The sequence below is a fragment of the Acinetobacter sp. WZC-1 genome, from assembly GCF_052544965.1.
Window position 1 is genome coordinate 1,665,567 of the sequence record NZ_CP199370.1, and the last position, 16,218, is coordinate 1,681,784.

At 48.8% G+C, this 16,218-nt stretch carries 17 protein-coding genes; 5 read left to right on the top strand and 12 right to left on the bottom strand.

The genetic code is table 11. From position 1 onward, the window contains the following. A complete protein-coding gene (locus tag ACT6PV_RS07685) occupies window positions 1-1,347 on the bottom strand; it encodes an MFS transporter (protein WP_445115815.1) in 1,347 nt (448 codons plus the stop codon). Between the two features lie 382 nt (window positions 1,348-1,729). Between ACT6PV_RS07685 and ACT6PV_RS07690 the strand changes: the two genes are divergently transcribed. Both ACT6PV_RS07690 and ACT6PV_RS07695 read left to right on the top strand, forming a co-directional pair. Further along, a complete protein-coding gene (locus ACT6PV_RS07690) occupies window positions 1,730-2,806 on the top strand; it encodes an aromatic ring-hydroxylating dioxygenase subunit alpha (protein ID WP_445115816.1) in 1,077 nt (358 codons plus the stop codon). Between the two features lie 12 nt (window positions 2,807-2,818). Further along, window positions 2,819-3,763: a PDR/VanB family oxidoreductase gene (locus tag ACT6PV_RS07695; RefSeq protein WP_445115817.1), complete on the top strand. Its 945-nt coding sequence runs from the start codon at window positions 2,819-2,821 to the stop codon at window positions 3,761-3,763. Window positions 3,764-3,809: 46 nt separating this feature from the next. Here ACT6PV_RS07695 and ACT6PV_RS07700 read toward each other — a convergent pair whose 3' ends face one another. Beyond that, window positions 3,810-4,487: a GntR family transcriptional regulator gene (locus ACT6PV_RS07700; protein ID WP_445115818.1), complete on the bottom strand. Its 678-nt coding sequence runs from the start codon at window positions 4,485-4,487 to the stop codon at window positions 3,810-3,812. A 72-nt stretch (window positions 4,488-4,559) separates the two neighbouring features. Next, a complete protein-coding gene (pobA, locus tag ACT6PV_RS07705; RefSeq protein WP_445115819.1) occupies window positions 4,560-5,777 on the bottom strand; it encodes a 4-hydroxybenzoate 3-monooxygenase in 1,218 nt (405 codons plus the stop codon). A 136-nt stretch (window positions 5,778-5,913) separates the two neighbouring features. On the opposite strand from pobA, the gene ACT6PV_RS07710 reads away from it, so the two are divergent. Next, entirely contained in the window at window positions 5,914-6,732 is an 819-nt protein-coding gene (locus ACT6PV_RS07710; RefSeq protein WP_445115820.1) for an IclR family transcriptional regulator domain-containing protein, read from the top strand. 46 nt (window positions 6,733-6,778) lie between these two features. Beyond that, complete coding sequence (locus ACT6PV_RS07715; protein WP_445115821.1) at window positions 6,779-6,943, top strand: hypothetical protein; 165 nt, start codon at window positions 6,779-6,781, stop codon at window positions 6,941-6,943. Between the two features lie 72 nt (window positions 6,944-7,015). On the opposite strand, the gene pcaG is transcribed toward ACT6PV_RS07715, so the two are convergent. Genes pcaG through ACT6PV_RS07760 form a run of 9 tightly spaced genes read right to left on the bottom strand, consistent with a single transcriptional unit; the run spans window position 7,016 to window position 14,978 of the window. Next, window positions 7,016-7,645: a protocatechuate 3,4-dioxygenase subunit alpha gene (gene pcaG, locus ACT6PV_RS07720; protein ID WP_445115822.1), complete on the bottom strand. Its 630-nt coding sequence runs from the start codon at window positions 7,643-7,645 to the stop codon at window positions 7,016-7,018. Window positions 7,646-7,658: 13 nt separating this feature from the next. Next, window positions 7,659-8,387, bottom strand: coding sequence for a protocatechuate 3,4-dioxygenase subunit beta (gene pcaH, locus ACT6PV_RS07725; RefSeq protein WP_445115823.1), 729 nt, complete (start codon window positions 8,385-8,387; stop codon window positions 7,659-7,661). Window positions 8,388-8,401: 14 nt separating this feature from the next. Then, complete coding sequence (pcaC, locus tag ACT6PV_RS07730) at window positions 8,402-8,815, bottom strand: 4-carboxymuconolactone decarboxylase (RefSeq protein WP_445115824.1); 414 nt, start codon at window positions 8,813-8,815, stop codon at window positions 8,402-8,404. 14 nt (window positions 8,816-8,829) lie between these two features. Continuing rightward, window positions 8,830-10,185 carry an MFS transporter gene (locus ACT6PV_RS07735; RefSeq protein WP_445115825.1) on the bottom strand — a complete coding sequence of 452 codons (1,356 nt, stop codon included), beginning with the start codon at window positions 10,183-10,185 and terminating at the stop codon, window positions 8,830-8,832. Window positions 10,186-10,227: 42 nt separating this feature from the next. Then, a complete protein-coding gene (gene pcaD / locus ACT6PV_RS07740; RefSeq protein WP_445115826.1) occupies window positions 10,228-11,016 on the bottom strand; it encodes a 3-oxoadipate enol-lactonase in 789 nt (262 codons plus the stop codon). A gap of 2 nt (window positions 11,017-11,018) precedes the next feature. After that, a complete protein-coding gene (gene pcaB, locus ACT6PV_RS07745; protein WP_445115827.1) occupies window positions 11,019-12,386 on the bottom strand; it encodes a 3-carboxy-cis,cis-muconate cycloisomerase in 1,368 nt (455 codons plus the stop codon). A 26-nt stretch (window positions 12,387-12,412) separates the two neighbouring features. Further along, on the bottom strand, window positions 12,413-13,633 hold the full coding sequence (gene pcaF / locus ACT6PV_RS07750; RefSeq protein WP_445115349.1) for a 3-oxoadipyl-CoA thiolase: 1,221 nt from the start codon (window positions 13,631-13,633) through the stop codon (window positions 12,413-12,415). Next, window positions 13,630-14,304, bottom strand: a complete 675-nt coding sequence (locus tag ACT6PV_RS07755) for a 3-oxoacid CoA-transferase subunit B (protein WP_445115348.1) — start codon at window positions 14,302-14,304, stop codon at window positions 13,630-13,632. The genes pcaF and ACT6PV_RS07755 overlap by 4 nt, the downstream gene beginning before the upstream one ends. Next, window positions 14,301-14,978, bottom strand: a complete 678-nt coding sequence (locus ACT6PV_RS07760) for a 3-oxoacid CoA-transferase subunit A (RefSeq protein WP_445115828.1) — start codon at window positions 14,976-14,978, stop codon at window positions 14,301-14,303. Before ACT6PV_RS07760 ends, ACT6PV_RS07755 begins: the two co-directional genes overlap by 4 nt. Before the next feature lie 327 nt (window positions 14,979-15,305). On the opposite strand from ACT6PV_RS07760, the gene pcaU reads away from it, so the two are divergent. After that, a complete protein-coding gene (gene pcaU / locus ACT6PV_RS07765; RefSeq protein WP_445115829.1) occupies window positions 15,306-16,124 on the top strand; it encodes an IclR family transcriptional regulator PcaU in 819 nt (272 codons plus the stop codon). Window positions 16,125-16,218: the final 94 nt, after the last annotated feature.

The window sequence follows — 16,218 nt, forward strand, 5'->3', positions numbered from 1 at the left end:
TTAAATTGCTGTATTCAGCGAACTCACCTGATCTTTTTTATGACGGTCATAGGCTCGCCCCAGTGCCAGTATCAGGAAAATAGCCAGAATAAACACGATGCCATAACAGGCATACAGTGTTGCCGGTGCAAAGCCCTGATCCAGGAAAATGCCGGCAACCGTCGGGGACAAAATAGCGCCAATACGCCCAAAACCAATGGCATAGCCCACGCCACGACTGCGGATTCCGGCGTCATAAATGGTTGGTGAAATGGAATACAATCCGGCCACACAGCCATTGATCAGTGTACCCAGGCATAATCCAACCATCAGCGCGATACTGACCTGCGATGAAACCGCAACAAATAAAAATACAGACAATGCGGTTAATCCCAGAAACAGATTCAGGGCATAAAAAATTTTGATGCGTGATGCCAGCAGGCCAATCAATGCTGCACCGAAAATTCCACCAATACTGATCAGAATACCGGTACTGACGCCCTGATCAGCAGACATGCCCATGGCAATTAATATTTTCGGGGTCCAGCTCATGACAAAATAAAAACCGAACATCACCAGAAAGAAAGCCAGCCATAGACACAGGGTCTGAATACCCAGCGGTCCCTGAAATAGTTTTGCCACATCACTGCCACTTTGCTGTGCGGCTTTTTCATAACGGGGAAGCTGCTCAAGTGGATTCAACCCGATACGCCCCATAATGGCATTGATGTTCTGAAGTGCCTGCCTGGGTTTCCGGGTCAGTAAATAATCCAGTGATTCCGGTAAATACCAGAGGCTGATCAACAACATCAGTAATGTGGTCAGTCCCCCGGCCAGAAAAACTGAACGCCAGCCGAACTGCTCAATCAATACCAGGGATAAAATACCCCCCAGGGTTGCCCCAATTCCATAACCGGTTGACATCAGACTCACTGCCAGACTGCGCCACCGGGCACTGGCATATTCACTTGACAATACGTTACTGCTGGCCAGAATCCCGCCGACACCAATACCGGTAATAAACCGCAGCACCGCCAGCAGGGTGTGACTCTGTACCACAGCACAGGCCACCATACTCAGTCCGGCAATGGCCAGACAAATCAGAATCAGTAAACGCCGGCCAATTTTGTCTGCATACGGTGCCAGCAGAATTGATCCTGTCGCCATGCCAAACAGACCAGAACTCAGCAACAAACCAATTTGTGCCCCGGATAAAGACCATTCAGCAGAAACAGATGACGCTGTAAATGCCATGACCATGACATCAAAGCCATCAATAATATTCAGACAGATACAGAGAAAAATAACGAACCATTGATAACGGCTCATCAGATGATGATTCATTTCTTTTAAAACATTTCTTTCCATTGTGCCTCTCCCAATCAGGACAGGACATACATACAAAGGGAATAAAAAGTAGTCTTTGGGTGATTATGTATATCCATATTCATAATTGCCTGGAAGGTTAAATAAATTATCATATACAGCAGATTCACCCCATGAAATACATCAACGGTTAATCTGCCGGAGCTTCCTGCTCTGTGCTTAATAGTGATTATTTGGATCCAAAAAAGCAATAGTTTTTCAGATTAAATTTAAAACAAAATATTCCGATTAATTAAATTCATTTAAAAATAAAATATTTAAGATAATACATCGATATTAAAAATCTATTTTTATCACACGCATGCTTGACCGATGAATTGAATCGGCATAAATTGGATCCAATAAGTGATAAGGAGTCGTCACAATGTTTATCAAAAATGCATGGTATGTAGCTTGTCGCCCCGAAGATATTCAGCAAAAACCCCTGGGTCGCACCATTTGTGGTGAAAAAATAGTCTTTTACCGTGGCAGGGAAAATAAAGTGGCTGCGGTTGAAGATTTCTGTCCGCACCGCGGTGCGCCGCTTTCACTCGGCTATGTTGAAGATGGCAATCTGGTCTGTGGTTATCATGGCCTGGTCATGGGCTGTGAAGGTAAAACTGTGTCCATGCCGGCACAGCGTGTTAATGGTTTTCCCTGCAATAAAGCCTATGCTGTTGTTGAAAAATTTGGCTTTGTCTGGATCTGGCCAGGAGAACAGGCATTGGCTGATGAGTCAAAACTTCCTGAACTGGAATGGGCCGATAACCCGGCATGGAGTTATGGCGGTGGCTTATTTCACATTCACTGCGATTATCGCCTCATGATTGATAACCTGATGGATCTGACCCATGAAACCTATGTGCATTCCAGCAGTATTGGCCAGAAGGAAATTGATGATGCGCTGCCGGTGACTAAAGTGGATGGTGATCATGTCATTACTGAGCGCTATATGGAAAATGTCATTGCGCCCCCTTTCTGGCAAATGGCCTTGCGTGGTAATCAGCTGGCCGATGATGTTGCCGTGGACCGCTGGCAGCGCTGTCACTTTTTTGCCCCGAGCAATGTACATATTGAAGTTGGCGTCGCGCATGCCGGTCATGGTGGTTATCATGCCCCGCAAAACAAAAAGGTTTCATCCATTGTGGTGGATTTCATTACCCCTGAAACAGAAACTTCACATTGGTATTTCTGGGGAATGGCTCGCAATTTTCAGCCGGAGAATGCCGAACTGACTGATCAGATCCGGGAAGGTCAGGGCAAAATTTTCACCGAAGATCTTGAAATGCTGGAACAGCAACAACAAAATATTCTGCTGAATCCACAACGTAAACTGCTGATGCTGAATATCGATGCCGGCGGTGTGCAGTCCCGTAAAATCATTGAACGGCTGCTGGCAGAGGAACGCCCGATGCCGCCTGTATCTCCGACACAGAAATTTCCGAATATCCGTGTCATTTAAGGAGATAAGAATATGGACGTTATCATTGATAAAATTCATCAGCTCACCCCTTCCATCCGGGCCTTTGAACTGGTTTCAGCCGACGGTTCTGCACTGCCGCCCTTTGAAGCCGGTGCGCATATTGATGTGCATTTAAAAAATGGACTGATCCGCCAGTATTCACTGTCCAATTGCAGCAGCGAGTCGCACCGCTATGTGATTGGCGTATTGCATGATGAATCCTCACGTGGGGGTTCAAGATGCATTCACACGGAATACCAGCAAGGGGATCATCTGGACATCAGTGAACCACGCAACTTATTTGAAATTCACTCACAGACCCAGCAGGCGATTTTATTTGCCGGCGGTATCGGCATTACCCCGATCCTGTCCATGGCTTACCAGATGAAACGCCTGAATATTCCATTTGAATTGCATTATTCTGTCCGCACCCGGGAGATGATTGCATTTTATGGCAATTTAACCGAACACTTTGGTGAGCATATTCACTTTCATATCCGGGACGAACCCGAAACCGCCTATGATCTGCCGGAAATCTTAAAGGAAACTTCCTCCGGCCTGCATCTGTATGTCTGTGGACCGGACGGATTCATGGACTTTATCACGCAGTCTGCTCAGCAGGCCGGATGGCAGACGGCACAACTGCATCAGGAACATTTTGTTGCTGCACAGGTCGACACATCACAGGATACGGCATTTACCGTGGAAGTGGCCGGTTCAGATCGTCAGATTGAGGTACAGGCTCATCAGAGTGTTGCCCAGGCCCTGCTTGAAAATGGCTTTGAAGTTCCTATTTCCTGTGAACAGGGAATCTGTGGGACCTGTATCACCCGGGTGGTGTCCGGTATTCCAGAACATCGTGATTTATTCATGACTGATGAAGAACATGCACTGAATAACCAGTTTACTCCATGCTGTTCCCGCGCCAAATCAAAAATACTGGTCCTCGAATTATAGGTTTAGCCGTGGAAGGCTATTCCCTCTGCTTCCACGGCTTTTTTTTTTACTGCGCCAGAATGCTCCTGACTTTTTCCCCGAGAATCACCACATTGCTATGTTCCCGCATCAGGCTTTCAGCAGTGCCGGACCTTCCATGTATCAATGCATCATAAATGGCATAATGCTGCAAATGCGCACAGTGTAAACGACGGTATTCCGATAAGGCCTGGCTCTCATCGAAGGTCAGTGCCTGTGCAGATGCCATTGGTAACTGATTGTTTCTTGCCAGCGCCTGCATTAAAGCCACGTTATTTGACCCCTGAATGATGGTGTCATGAAAAATTACATTATAGTGATGATAGGTTTCCAGTCCGTCCTCATCAAAACTGTCTTTCTGGAACAGTTTTTCCATGGCATGAATGCAGTTCAGTAATGTTTTCTTCTGTGCTTCCGATAACCCGATTTCTGCCAGATTCTTTGCTGCCAGCCCTTCAAGCACGCCCCGTACTTCCAGTGCATCATTGACCAGTTGTGCTGAAAATTCACGAACGGTATAACCGCGTGTCGGATTTTTGATTAACAAACCTTCCTGCTCAAGTAAGCGGAATGCGATCCGCACCGGTTGACGGGACACGCCCAGTAACTCAGCCGTAGGAATTTCGGCAATCCGGGAACCGCCTTCCAACTCTCCGGAAATAATCATTTTTCTTAATTTTAATAGAACCCGTTGCCCTGAAGACATAGCACACACACTTTCAAGAAATTTCCTAAATGCTACAGGTTTCACATTGCCTGTGCAATCAGACGCTGTGGTCTAGTGTTCAGTATGCCCGGCAATATCCAGCGGCGTAATCTCATAGGGTAAACCCACATAATTTTCTGCCATGGCCATCATGGCAGCCTGCGACCCCAGCATATAGTCCAGCTCTGCCTGTTTAATCTTGTGCTCAAACTCTGTTTCTGATTCAAAACGATGCAGTAGATGTGTCATCCACCACGAAAAGCGTTCTGCTTTCCACACCCGCTGCAGACACTTTTCTGAGTATTCATCAATCCCCTGTTCTGATCCCTGCACATAATATTCAATCAATGCACTGGATAAGTAAGCAATATCAGAAGCTGCCAGATTCAAACCCTTGGCTCCGGTAGGCGGTACAATATGTGCAGCATCACCTGCCAGAAACAATTTTCCAAAGCGCATGGGTTCAGTCACAAAACTTCGTAAGGGGGCAATACTTTTCTCAATGGATGGACCGGTAACTAATTTTTCACGACTTTCAGGATCAAGACGTAATTTTAGCTCCTGCCAAAACTGCTCATCAGACCAATCTTCGACGTGATCTGTTAAGGGAACCTGCAAATAGTAACGACTGCGTGTTTCTGAGCGCATACTGCATAAGGCAAAACCACGTTCAGACTGAACATAAATCAATTCATCTGCCACTGGCGGAACATCCGCCAGGATTCCCAGCCAGCCAAAGGGATAGACTTTTTCAAAGGTTTTTAGCCTGTTTTGCGGAATACTGTCACGACATATGCCATGATAACCATCACAGCCTGCAATAAAGTCACATTCAATCTGATAAGCTTTGCCCTGATAAGAAAAATTCACTTTGGGCTGAGAATCAAAATCTGCAATCTGCACCTGCTCTGCTTCATAAAAAGACAGGAGTTGCTGCTGTTCCCGTGCCTGCATCAAATCCTTTGTTACTTCCGTTTGACCATAGACTGTGACATGCTTACCCTGAGTCAATGCGGACAGATTCACACGATGCTTTTTCCCCTGAATCAGAATCTCTACGCCTGAATGTAGCAGCCCTTTCTTACGCAGATTGTGATCTACACCTGCCTGTTTCAATAAATCGACTGACACCTGTTCCAAAATACCAGCTCTGATACGGGATGCCACATATTCTGCACTGCGTTGTTCAATAATTACATGTTCAATCCCGGCTTTATACAATAGCTGTCCAAGCAGCAGCCCGGCTGGACCAGCACCAATAATTGCAACTTTTGTGTTTAGAATTTCCATTTCACTCTTCCTGAATTTATCGATCTGTTTTAAATTAATTGCTTTAATATTTTTCAGCCATATACCAAATCCGAAAGGAACCGTTTATGATCCAATTTGTCCACTATGCGGACAAAACATGCAAGGAAAGCAGATTATGACTAAACGGCAGGATGAGTATCTTCAACATCCCGATTCGGATGAGTTGATTCAGTCTCAGGACTATATTGCAGGTCTGGCCAAGGGGCTTGCTCTACTGGAAGCTTTTGGTGTCGATCGCCAGCGTCTGAATGTGACTCAGATTGCGCAGCGGACGGGCATTAGCCGTACGGCTGCACGCCGTTATCTAAAAACACTGAAATATCTAGGTTATCTTGAAACAGATGATCACTTTTTCTGGCTGACGCACCGGGTACTTCGTTTTTCAGGGTCTTATCTCAGCTCAGCATACTTACCCCGAGTTGCTCAATCTTTTTTAAATTTACTGTGCGCACAGACATCATTAACCTTTTCGATTGTCGTGCTGGACGACCATGAAGTCGTCCCGATTGCGAGAAGTTATTCGCCTACACAGGATCATCAGCGAGTCAGCCCTTATGGAATGCATCTGGGGAGTCGCTTACCTGCGCATGCCACATCTACAGGAAAGATATTACTTTCTACGCTGACCCGGGAACAGCAACAGACCTGGGTACAGAAATATGGCCTGATCCGCCTAACACCGTTTACCATTACTGAAATAGATAAATTTTACGGGGTTTTGGCTCAAATCACGCAATCTGACTATTGTGTTTCCAAAGAAGAACATGAATTGGGGGTGATTGCCATTGCAGTTCCTGTACTGAATGCGCAGGGTAAAACCATTGCAGCGTTAAACTGCATGTCTCAGAGTAATCGAATTCAGGAAGATTATCTGATTCATCAGATTTTACCACTACTTAGAAACACAGCCAATGAACTGCGAAATGTGGTGTAAACAGGGAATGCACACAATCCCCTGTCCAATGGATGGAAATGCTCCTGTGCAGAAACCTGTATCCAATTTAAGCCGAGCCGGTTACTATCGGCAAAGCAGCAACTGGCGTAAACGGAATGCTGCTGTCATTAATGCATTGAACCATGTGCCTAAACAATCTCCTCAATCTGAATTCTGGAAGTGTTTTGGTTACATAGATTATGCTGTTTAATTAAATTCCTGAAAAACAGGTCTGCTATATCCAACCTGTTTTCTTAATGATTTCCAATGACAGTAAAGTTTTTTAAATATCAAAAAACACCGTTTCATGTTCTCCCTGAATGCAGATATCAAAACGATAAACGACGTCATCACCACGCTGTTCACGTTTTGCCATTAACGTCTGTCGACGTGGTTCCCACTCAATACTGTTGAGAATCAGGTCTTTTGCATTGGCCTCAGCTTCATCTTCAAAATAAACCCGGGTATTGAGCCCCAGGTTAATACCACGGGCAAAAATGATCAGGTTAATATGCGGCGCCTGAATGGACCCTTTGCGTCCGGGAACACTGCCCGGCTTAATGGTGTCAAAACTCCATAATCCAGTCTTAAAATCAGCACCGGCCCTGCCCCAGCCCCGAAATGCCGGGTCAGCCTGTTTGTCCTGAAAATCGGCCTGACTGGGATAGACACCCTGCGCATCTGCCTGCCAGATTTCCAGCATGACATCACGCACGGGCAAGCCCAGACCATCGGTGACCTGACCCTCAAGCCGGATCCGCTGCCCTGCAGTCTGGTCATTGACCAGCATGTTATTAAAGTTGTGCTCAAATACATCAACCCCTGCCTGCTGTGGCAAAAGACCGATATGCACATAAGGCCCGCCGGTCTGGGATGCAGTTTCATGTAATTCCTGAAAATTCCACTGATTCATGGTTCATCCTCCCTCAATCCATCAATTCATTTTCAAAATAGGTTTTGCGACGACCGCGCAAAGTGATATCAAAACGATAGCAGCGGCTGTTTGCCTCAATGAAATTACTTTTGTCTTCCAGCGCAATCAGGCCGCGACGCTGGGCTTCTGTTGGAATGGTCTGAATAATGGGGCAAGAGTCAATCAGTGTATCGCCCTCAAAATAAAACTGGGAAATCAGACGCTGTGCCCAGCCATCTGCAATCAATGAAAAATGAATATGTGCCGGACGCCATTCATTAATCCGGTTTCGCCACGGATAAGGTCCCGGTTTAATGGTCCGAAAAACATAGAAACCGTTTTCATCGGTCAGCATGCGGCCACAGCCACTGAAGTTTGGATCCAGTGCGCCAATAAACTGATCATTAGGGTGATAATAACGGCCTGAGGCATTGGCCTGCCAGACCTCCATTAAAGCATTTCTGACCGGCTGACCAAATTGGTCCCGGACATAACCATGTACAATCAGTCTTTCACCGACGGGCAGGCCATCCTGCACTGAGTTTAAAATCAGGTCATTGTCCTTTGGACCAAACAGATCCGCAGAAAAATGGGGGGCAGTGACTTCTGAAATGGTTTCACCAATGGAAATCAGGGCATTCTTAGGTGACCGCAGCACACTGGTTTTATAGCCTGGCGTATAAGCTGGCGGGTGATCATCACTATTGCGCTGTGCATAAGCGCCTAAATTCAACTGAGGCATTCGCTCTCTCCCTTTTATTGAGATTTATCTTCCACCGTGTGTTCTGTCTGCAGACCCAACTCCCTGAACACCTCTTCAGCCATATGCATGGCCGCATTGGCTGCGGGTAAGCCTGCATAAAGTGACGCGTGAATAAACAGCTCCTTTAAATCATCCGTGGTCACACCATTATTGAAACAAGCACGGATATGCATACGTAGTTCGGCATCACGTCCAAGCGACAACAGAATGGCGATTGTGACCAGACTACGGGTATGACGTGGCATGCCAGGACGGGACCATACCTCTCCCCAGGCAAACCGACTGATGAAATTCTGAAAATCAGCATTGAACTCATTCAGATTGTCCAGTGAACGCTGTACATGCGTTTCACCCAGTACTTCAGTACGGACTTTCAGTCCCTGTTGATAACGTTGTTCATCATTCATTTGAGTAACCTCATCTATGTTGCATCGGTATGTGCAACAATGGATTTAATAAAAATTGCAATTGCGGCAGCAGTTGCGGGAATCAGCAATAAACTTAAAATAGCCGTAAATGACCAGTTATTCCCCAATAAAACTGCACCAATCCAGGCACCGAATACAGCACCGAAACGCCCGATTCCTGTCATCCATGCAACGCCTGTTGCACGGCATTGTGTTGGATAGAATCGTGCACTTAAAACCGGCATTGAAGATTGCGCACCATTTGCAGCCATCCCAGCACATAAAATAAATACAGCCAATAAAGTCGGATTGGACAGACTTTGTCCAACAATGACCGCAAAAATGCCCGTCATGAAATAAAATCCAGCAATGATGCGATTCGGATTAAAACGATCCATCGCCCAGCCAATGAATAAAGCACTCAACACACCGCCTAACTGAAACAGGCCACCAATGAATGCTGCACGTTCCAGCGACGCACCGGTTTCTCTCATGAGTGTGGGTAACCAACTGGTCAGCAGGTAAATCACCACTAAACCCATAAAATAGGTAAACCATAATAACAGCGTGCCTTTGGCGTACTTTTGAGAAAACATCAGACCAAATACATTCTTCTTATCTGTTCCTTCAATTTTTTCCTCAGGAACATGGAATTCATGTACGCCCTGAATTTTTTCAGGCGCAATCCGTTTTAAAATTTTCTGAACTTTTTCATGTTGATGGCCTTTAACAATCAGGAAGCGATAGGACTCAGGCAAATAGAAAATAACCAGTAACATCAAAATCAGCGGTGCCCAGCCACCAAGCAAAAACAGGCTATGCCAGCCAAATGCAGGAATCAGCCAACTACTGACAAAACCACCCGTGGCCATGCCCAGGTTATAACCACAAAACATACAAGTGACTAATAAGGAACGGATACGACCAGGACAATATTCAGAAAACAACGTAGCAGCATTAGGCATGGCCGCACCTAAACCAATACCTGTCAAAAAACGCAGAATGACCAATGTATCCAGATTGCTGGCATAGGCAGATGCTAAGGTAAATCCACCAAAAATCAGCATTGAAATAATTAGCACCCCTTTTCTACCGAAACGGTCTGCTGTTGGCCCTGAAACCAATGCTCCAATAATCATGCCACCCAATGCAGCACTCATCACCGGACCAAGCTGGGAACGATCAATACCCCAGTCTTCAGCCAATGCCGGTGCAATAAAACCCATTGCCGCAGTATCAACCCCATCAAAAAAAACAATAAGAAAACAAATGATTGCGATCACCCACTGATACTTACTCAGTGGCGCATCATTAATGATTGCTTGTGCATCCAGACTGGTTTTTTGCGTAGCGTAATCCTGAAACGCCATGATAGCCTCCTGTGGCCAAAATCCTTTTTAGAACGTTCGAATCTAATGAATAGATTCTACGAATCGCTTAATTTCCCGTGTAAATATTTCAGGTTGTTCAATATTAGAAAGATGGGATGCTTCAATTAAAAAAAGCTGACTATCCTTTATTTGTTGATGTATGAATTCTGCATCTGTGACAGTGGTTACAGGATCCAGACTTCCTGCAATAATCAGTGTTGGCACGGTAATACTGCTGATCTTTTCACGTAAATCAGCCAGGGCCAGCGCACGGCATGCATTGGCATAGCCATGCGCTGGTGTATTCGCCAGACTTTGAATCACCTGCTGTGCCAGAAGATTGCGCTGATAATCAAAATTCGCACTGAACCAGCGACTATGTGTTGTTTTTACCAATGACTCCAGGCCAGTTGATTGCACAGCGTCTGCACGAGCCAGCCAGGCATCCTGAGTACCAATTTTTGCTGCTGTATTTGCCACAGTAATACTGCTAAAACGCTCTGGGTAATAAATACCTAGCCATAAGCCGGTCAATCCCCCCATGGAAATTCCACAGAAATGTGCCCGGGAAATATTCAGAGCATCCATCATATCCAGTACATCTTCACCCAATTGCTGCAGTGTGGTCCCATGCATCACATCACTTTTGCCATGACCACGTGTGTCATAACGGATAACCCGATAATGCTGTTTAAAATATTCAGCCTGAGGATCCCACATGCCTTTATCTGTTCCAAGTGAGTTGGAAAAGATGATGACTGGTGCATTTTCCGGGCCCTCCACCTGCACAGACAGGGTTTTATGCTGCCGATTCATAATGGTATGGTTCACTTTTATTCGTCTCCTTTTGCTTCACGCAAAACCGCATCAATCTGCTGCTGAATATTGCCCAGATAAGATTCAGGATTAAAAATCTGCGCTAAGGCCTCAGCCGTCATATCATCTGAAATGCCATCAATTTTACCGACAGTTTCACGAATCACATCACGCAAATGACGCTGTTCAGCAACGGCCTGCTGACAGGCCTTTTCTACAAGATGATGTGCATTCAGACGTCCCATTTTCGGGGCCAGCGCCATCATGACTGCTTCAGCCATAATCAGACCGTGTGTGCACTCCAGATTACGGGCCATATTTTCAGGATGAATTTCCATGCCCTGTAACACATCCACGGTACGTGTCAGTGCACCGGCACACAGCTGAAAGATCTCCGGCAATGCCAGCCACTCTGCATGCCACCCTCCGAGGCCACGTTCATGTTCCTGAACCATTCCGGCATAAATACCGGACAGTAGAGCCGGCACACGATTGGCGGCGGCAAGAATGGAGGCAGCAGCCACGGGATTGCGTTTATGCGGCATGGTGGATGAACCGCCACGTCCGGGCGCAGCAGGTTCCGAAAGCTCAGCAATTTCAGTCTGCATCATCAGTGACCAGTCACGGGCCATTTTCCCGGTATTCCCGACAATTATGGCCAGCGTTGATGCAATTTCAGCAATTCGATCACGTTCACCATGCCAGCTGCACACCGGGACAGCTAAATTCAGCTCAGCTGCATATGCTTCCACAACTGCCGTACCATGCACTGTCAATGAGGCCAGTGAACCCACTGCTCCGCCCAGTTGCGCTGTCAATACCCGGGGTTTCATTTCCGCCAGGCGTTGCAAATCACGGCTGAAAACACTGGCCCAACGAGCTGTCTTAAAACCAAAGCTGACTGGCAGGGCCTGCTGTAACCATGTCCGTCCGATCATCACCTGATTACGATATTTTTCAGTCAGTTGCAGTGCAACAGCATAAGCCTGATGTAACCAGGCCTCAATCATGTTCAGCGCATCACGGGCCTGCAATATACAAGCAGTATCAATGATATCCTGACTGGTCGCGCCCCAGTGAACATAGCCTGAAGCTTCTTCATCAACCGCTTTTACAGCTTCGGTCAACTGTTTGACAAATGGGATTGCCAGATTTCCAGCCAGTGCCGTTGCGGTCGCCAGCTGTTGCAGATCAAGACATTCAATTCCCTGTCGATCTGCAACACCGGCAATATGTTCAGCTGCTGCCTGCGGAATGACGCCGACCCGGGCCTGGGCTTTTGCCAGTGCAACCTCAGCCTGTATCATATATTTCAACAGTGCTTCACCACTGAAAATATCGAGCATATCTTCCTGATAAAACAAACCGGCATAGACATGGTTCATTGAATATTCCGTCCTTTTCCCTGATTTCATACCCGTTCAATGATCATGGCAATGCCCTGACCCACACCGATACACATCGAACACAGCGCATACCGGCCACCCGTCACTTCAAGCTGATTCAGCGCCGTAGTCACCAGCCGTGCACCCGATGCTCCAAGCGGATGACCCAGGGCAATCGCTCCGCCGTTCGGATTCACCCGGGCCGCATCATCCGCCAGACCCAGTGCACGGGTACAGGCCAGCGCCTGTGCTGCAAATGCCTCATTCAGTTCAATCACATCCATCTGCTCCAGCTCCAGCCCGGTCCGCTCCAGCAGTTTGCGGATTGCCGGCACCGGGGCATAACCCATGATCCGTGGTTCAATCCCCACCGTCACTGAACCGATGATCCGCGCACGCGCCCGAAGTCCATGCTGTTGCAAAGCCTGATCCGAGGCAATCAGCAGGGCCGCGGCACCGTCATTGATCCCCGAGGCATTGCCCGCAGTCACGGTCCCTGTCGCTTTCACCACCGGTTTCAGTCCCGAAAGCCCCGCTGCCGTGGTCGAGGCACGCGGATGTTCGTCCTCTCTGATGGTCAGTGCATCTCCCCGCCGCTGGGGAATGGTCACCGCGGTGATCTCCCGGTCAAAGTAACCGCGCTGCTGTGCTGCTGCCGTGCGCTGCTGGCTGTTCAGTGCAAAGCGGTCCTGGTCCTCACGGCTGATGCCGAATTGTTCCGCAACGTTCTCCGCAGTCTGCGGCATGCTGTCCACGCCGTACATTTCCTTCATCTGCGGGTTGATGAAGCGCCAGCCCATGGTCGTGTCCTCCAGCTGCTGGCTGCGGCCATAGGCGGTACCCGATTTGCCCATCACGTAGGGGGCACGGCTCATGCCCTCCACTCCGCCGGCAAGGATCAGTTCAGCTTCTCCGGAACGGATCGCACGGGCCGCCATGGCGATGGCATCCATCGAGGAGCCGCACAGCCGGTTGACCGTGGTGGCCGGAACGCTATAGGGCAGACCCGCCAGCAGTGCCGACATGCGCCCGACGTTGCGGTTGTCCTCGCCGGCCTGGTTGGCACAGCCGTAGATGATGTCATCCACCTGTGTCCAGTCGAGTCCGGGCTGGCGCTGCATCAGGGCACGGAGCGGAATGGCACCCAGTTCGTCACTGCGGATTGCCGACAGCGCCCCGCCATAGCGCCCGAACGGGGTGCGGATCGCATCCACGATCCAGGCCTGTCTGTCTGTAATCTGTGTCATGTCTTGTTCTCCTGTCCCGCGGCGCCGGTGGCATCCGTCAGTTCGGCACCGGTCAGTGCCTGCAGCTCTGCAAAGCTCAGGCCCGGAATGATTTCTGTCACCTGCAGCCCTGCAGGGCTCACCTCAATCACGCACAGGTCGGTGTAGATGCGGTCCACGCATTGTTTGCCGGTCACCGGGTAGCTCAGGGCAGAGACGATTTTCGGTTCTCCGCTGCGGGTCACGTGTTCGGTGGTGACAAAAACCTGTTTTGCGCCTACGGCAAGGTCCATCGCACCGCCCACAGCCGGAATGGCATCGGCGGCTCCGGTGTGCCAGTTGGCCAGGTCGCCGTTGGCCGCCACCTGAAAGGCCCCCAGTACGCAGATGTCCAGGTGGCCGCCGCGCATCATCGCGAAGGAGTCGCCGTGGTGGAAGTAGGCGCCCCCCGGCAGCAGGGTGACGTATTCCTTGCCGGCATTGATCAGGTCCGGATCTTCTTCTCCTGCCGCAGGCGGTGGGCCAAAGGCCAGCAGGCCGTTTTCCGAGTGCAGGAAGATGTCCCGGTCCGGTGGGAGGTAGCTGGCAATTTTTGTCGGCAGGCCAATGCCCAGGTTGACGTAAGCTCCTTCCGGGATGTCCTGTGCCACCCGGCGGGCAATCTGTTCACGGCTCAGTCTGGTATGGCTCATGGGGTTTCTCCTGGCTGGATCGGTATCACGTGCTGTACAAAGATGCCCGGGGTGATGATCTGTTCCGGGTCAAGGCTGCCCAGTTCCACCACTTCGCTCACCTGGGCAATGGTCACCCGGGCGGCCATGGCCATGATCGGGCCAAAGTTGCGGGCGGCCTTGCGGTAGTTCAGGTTGCCCCAGCGGTCTCCCTGATGCGCACGGATCAGGGCGAAGTCGGCATGGATCGGTTCTTCCAGTACGTAGTCCTTCCCCTGGTAGTGCAGGGTCGGCTTGCCTTCTGCAAGCAGTGTGCCGTAGCCGGTCGGGGTGTGGATCGGGCCAAGGCCCAGGCCCGCGGCCTGAATGCGGCAGGCCAGGTTGCCCTGCGGCACCAGTTCCAGTTCGATTTTCCCGCTCCGGTACAGTTCATCAAAGACCCACGAGTCGGACTGTCTTGGAAAGGAGCAGATGATTTTTCGGACAGCCCCGCTTTTCAGCAGCCGGGCAAGGCCATGATCGCCATTGCCGGCATTGTTGCTGATGATCACCAGATCGCGTACACCCTGTTCAATCAGGCCATCCATCAGTTCCGCAGGCTGGCCGGCCAGGCCAAAACCGCCCACCATGATCCGGGAACCATCACCTATGCCTGAAAGGGCTTCCATTAAGGAAAGATGACTTTTATCAATCATGAGACAACTCCATTTGTGTATGACATAGCATGGGGTAAATTAAAGACTGGAAATTTTTTAAAGACTGGCAACGTTCCTGGCTCAGTCCCGGCTGTTGTGGCCAGGATGTTGTTATATACAATTCTGCTCAGATTATTTTTGTAATTTTCCGGCATTTATTCTACCATCAAACTGTTAAATTGTTCGATGATCGCTCAAATATATTAATGATCGAACAATACTTACAGATTTATGCTTTATTCTGCTATTTCCAGATGTATTGACCAGCATTAAATTTGTGCTGAGCAATACAGATGAAATTCGATACCATCAAATAATGGGGCTGCCATGCGTACATCCAGCGAGGTCAAAACGCTGCAAAATGCGGATAACCAGAAAATCATCCGTCATGAAGATTTTGTCGCAGGAATCAGTAAGGGAATGGCGATTCTGGATTGTTTTGGCCCGGAACGTCAGCGCCTGAATACCAGCATTGCCGCAGAAAAAACCGGTATGACCCGTGCAGCTACACGCCGGCATTTACTGACCCTTGAATACCTGGGTTACCTGGAATCTGATGGTCATTTTTATTATTTATCTCCCAAAGTACTGAAATTTTCCGGCGCTTATTTAAGTGGTTCCCAGCTTGCAAAAATTTGCCAGCCCCTGCTCAACCTGCTGACACATCAGACATCGCTGATTTATTCAGTGATGGTGCTGGACGGTTTTGAAGCTATTACCATTGCACGCAGCGCTTCACATCAGCAAACTGAACGTATTAACCCTTATGGCCTGCATCTGGGTAACCGCCTGCCTGCACATGCAACATCAGCCGGGAAAATACTGCTGGCTTATCTTGAAATGGGCGAACAACAGCAGTGGCTGGACAAATATCCCCTGAAACGTCTGACCAGATATACCTGCACCGATAATTCGGAATTTATGGAGCTGCTCAATCACATCAGGGAACAGGACTGGTGCTATTCAGGTGAAGAACACGAACTGGGGGTTCATGCACTTGCTGTTCCGGTTTATAATGCCAAGGGCAATGTGATTGCCGCCCTGAACATTGTCTCCCCGACCATGCGGACCACCCGGGAATACCTGGTGCAACAGATTCTGCCCTTACTGCTGGACACCATGCGGGAACTCCGGCAGGTGCTTTAAAACCGGCAGCCACCAGTTCCTTGTCTGAAAACCCCACGGCTTGCTCATATCGTCAGGGCAGTATCCTGCCCCTGATTGACCTGACCACGGCCGG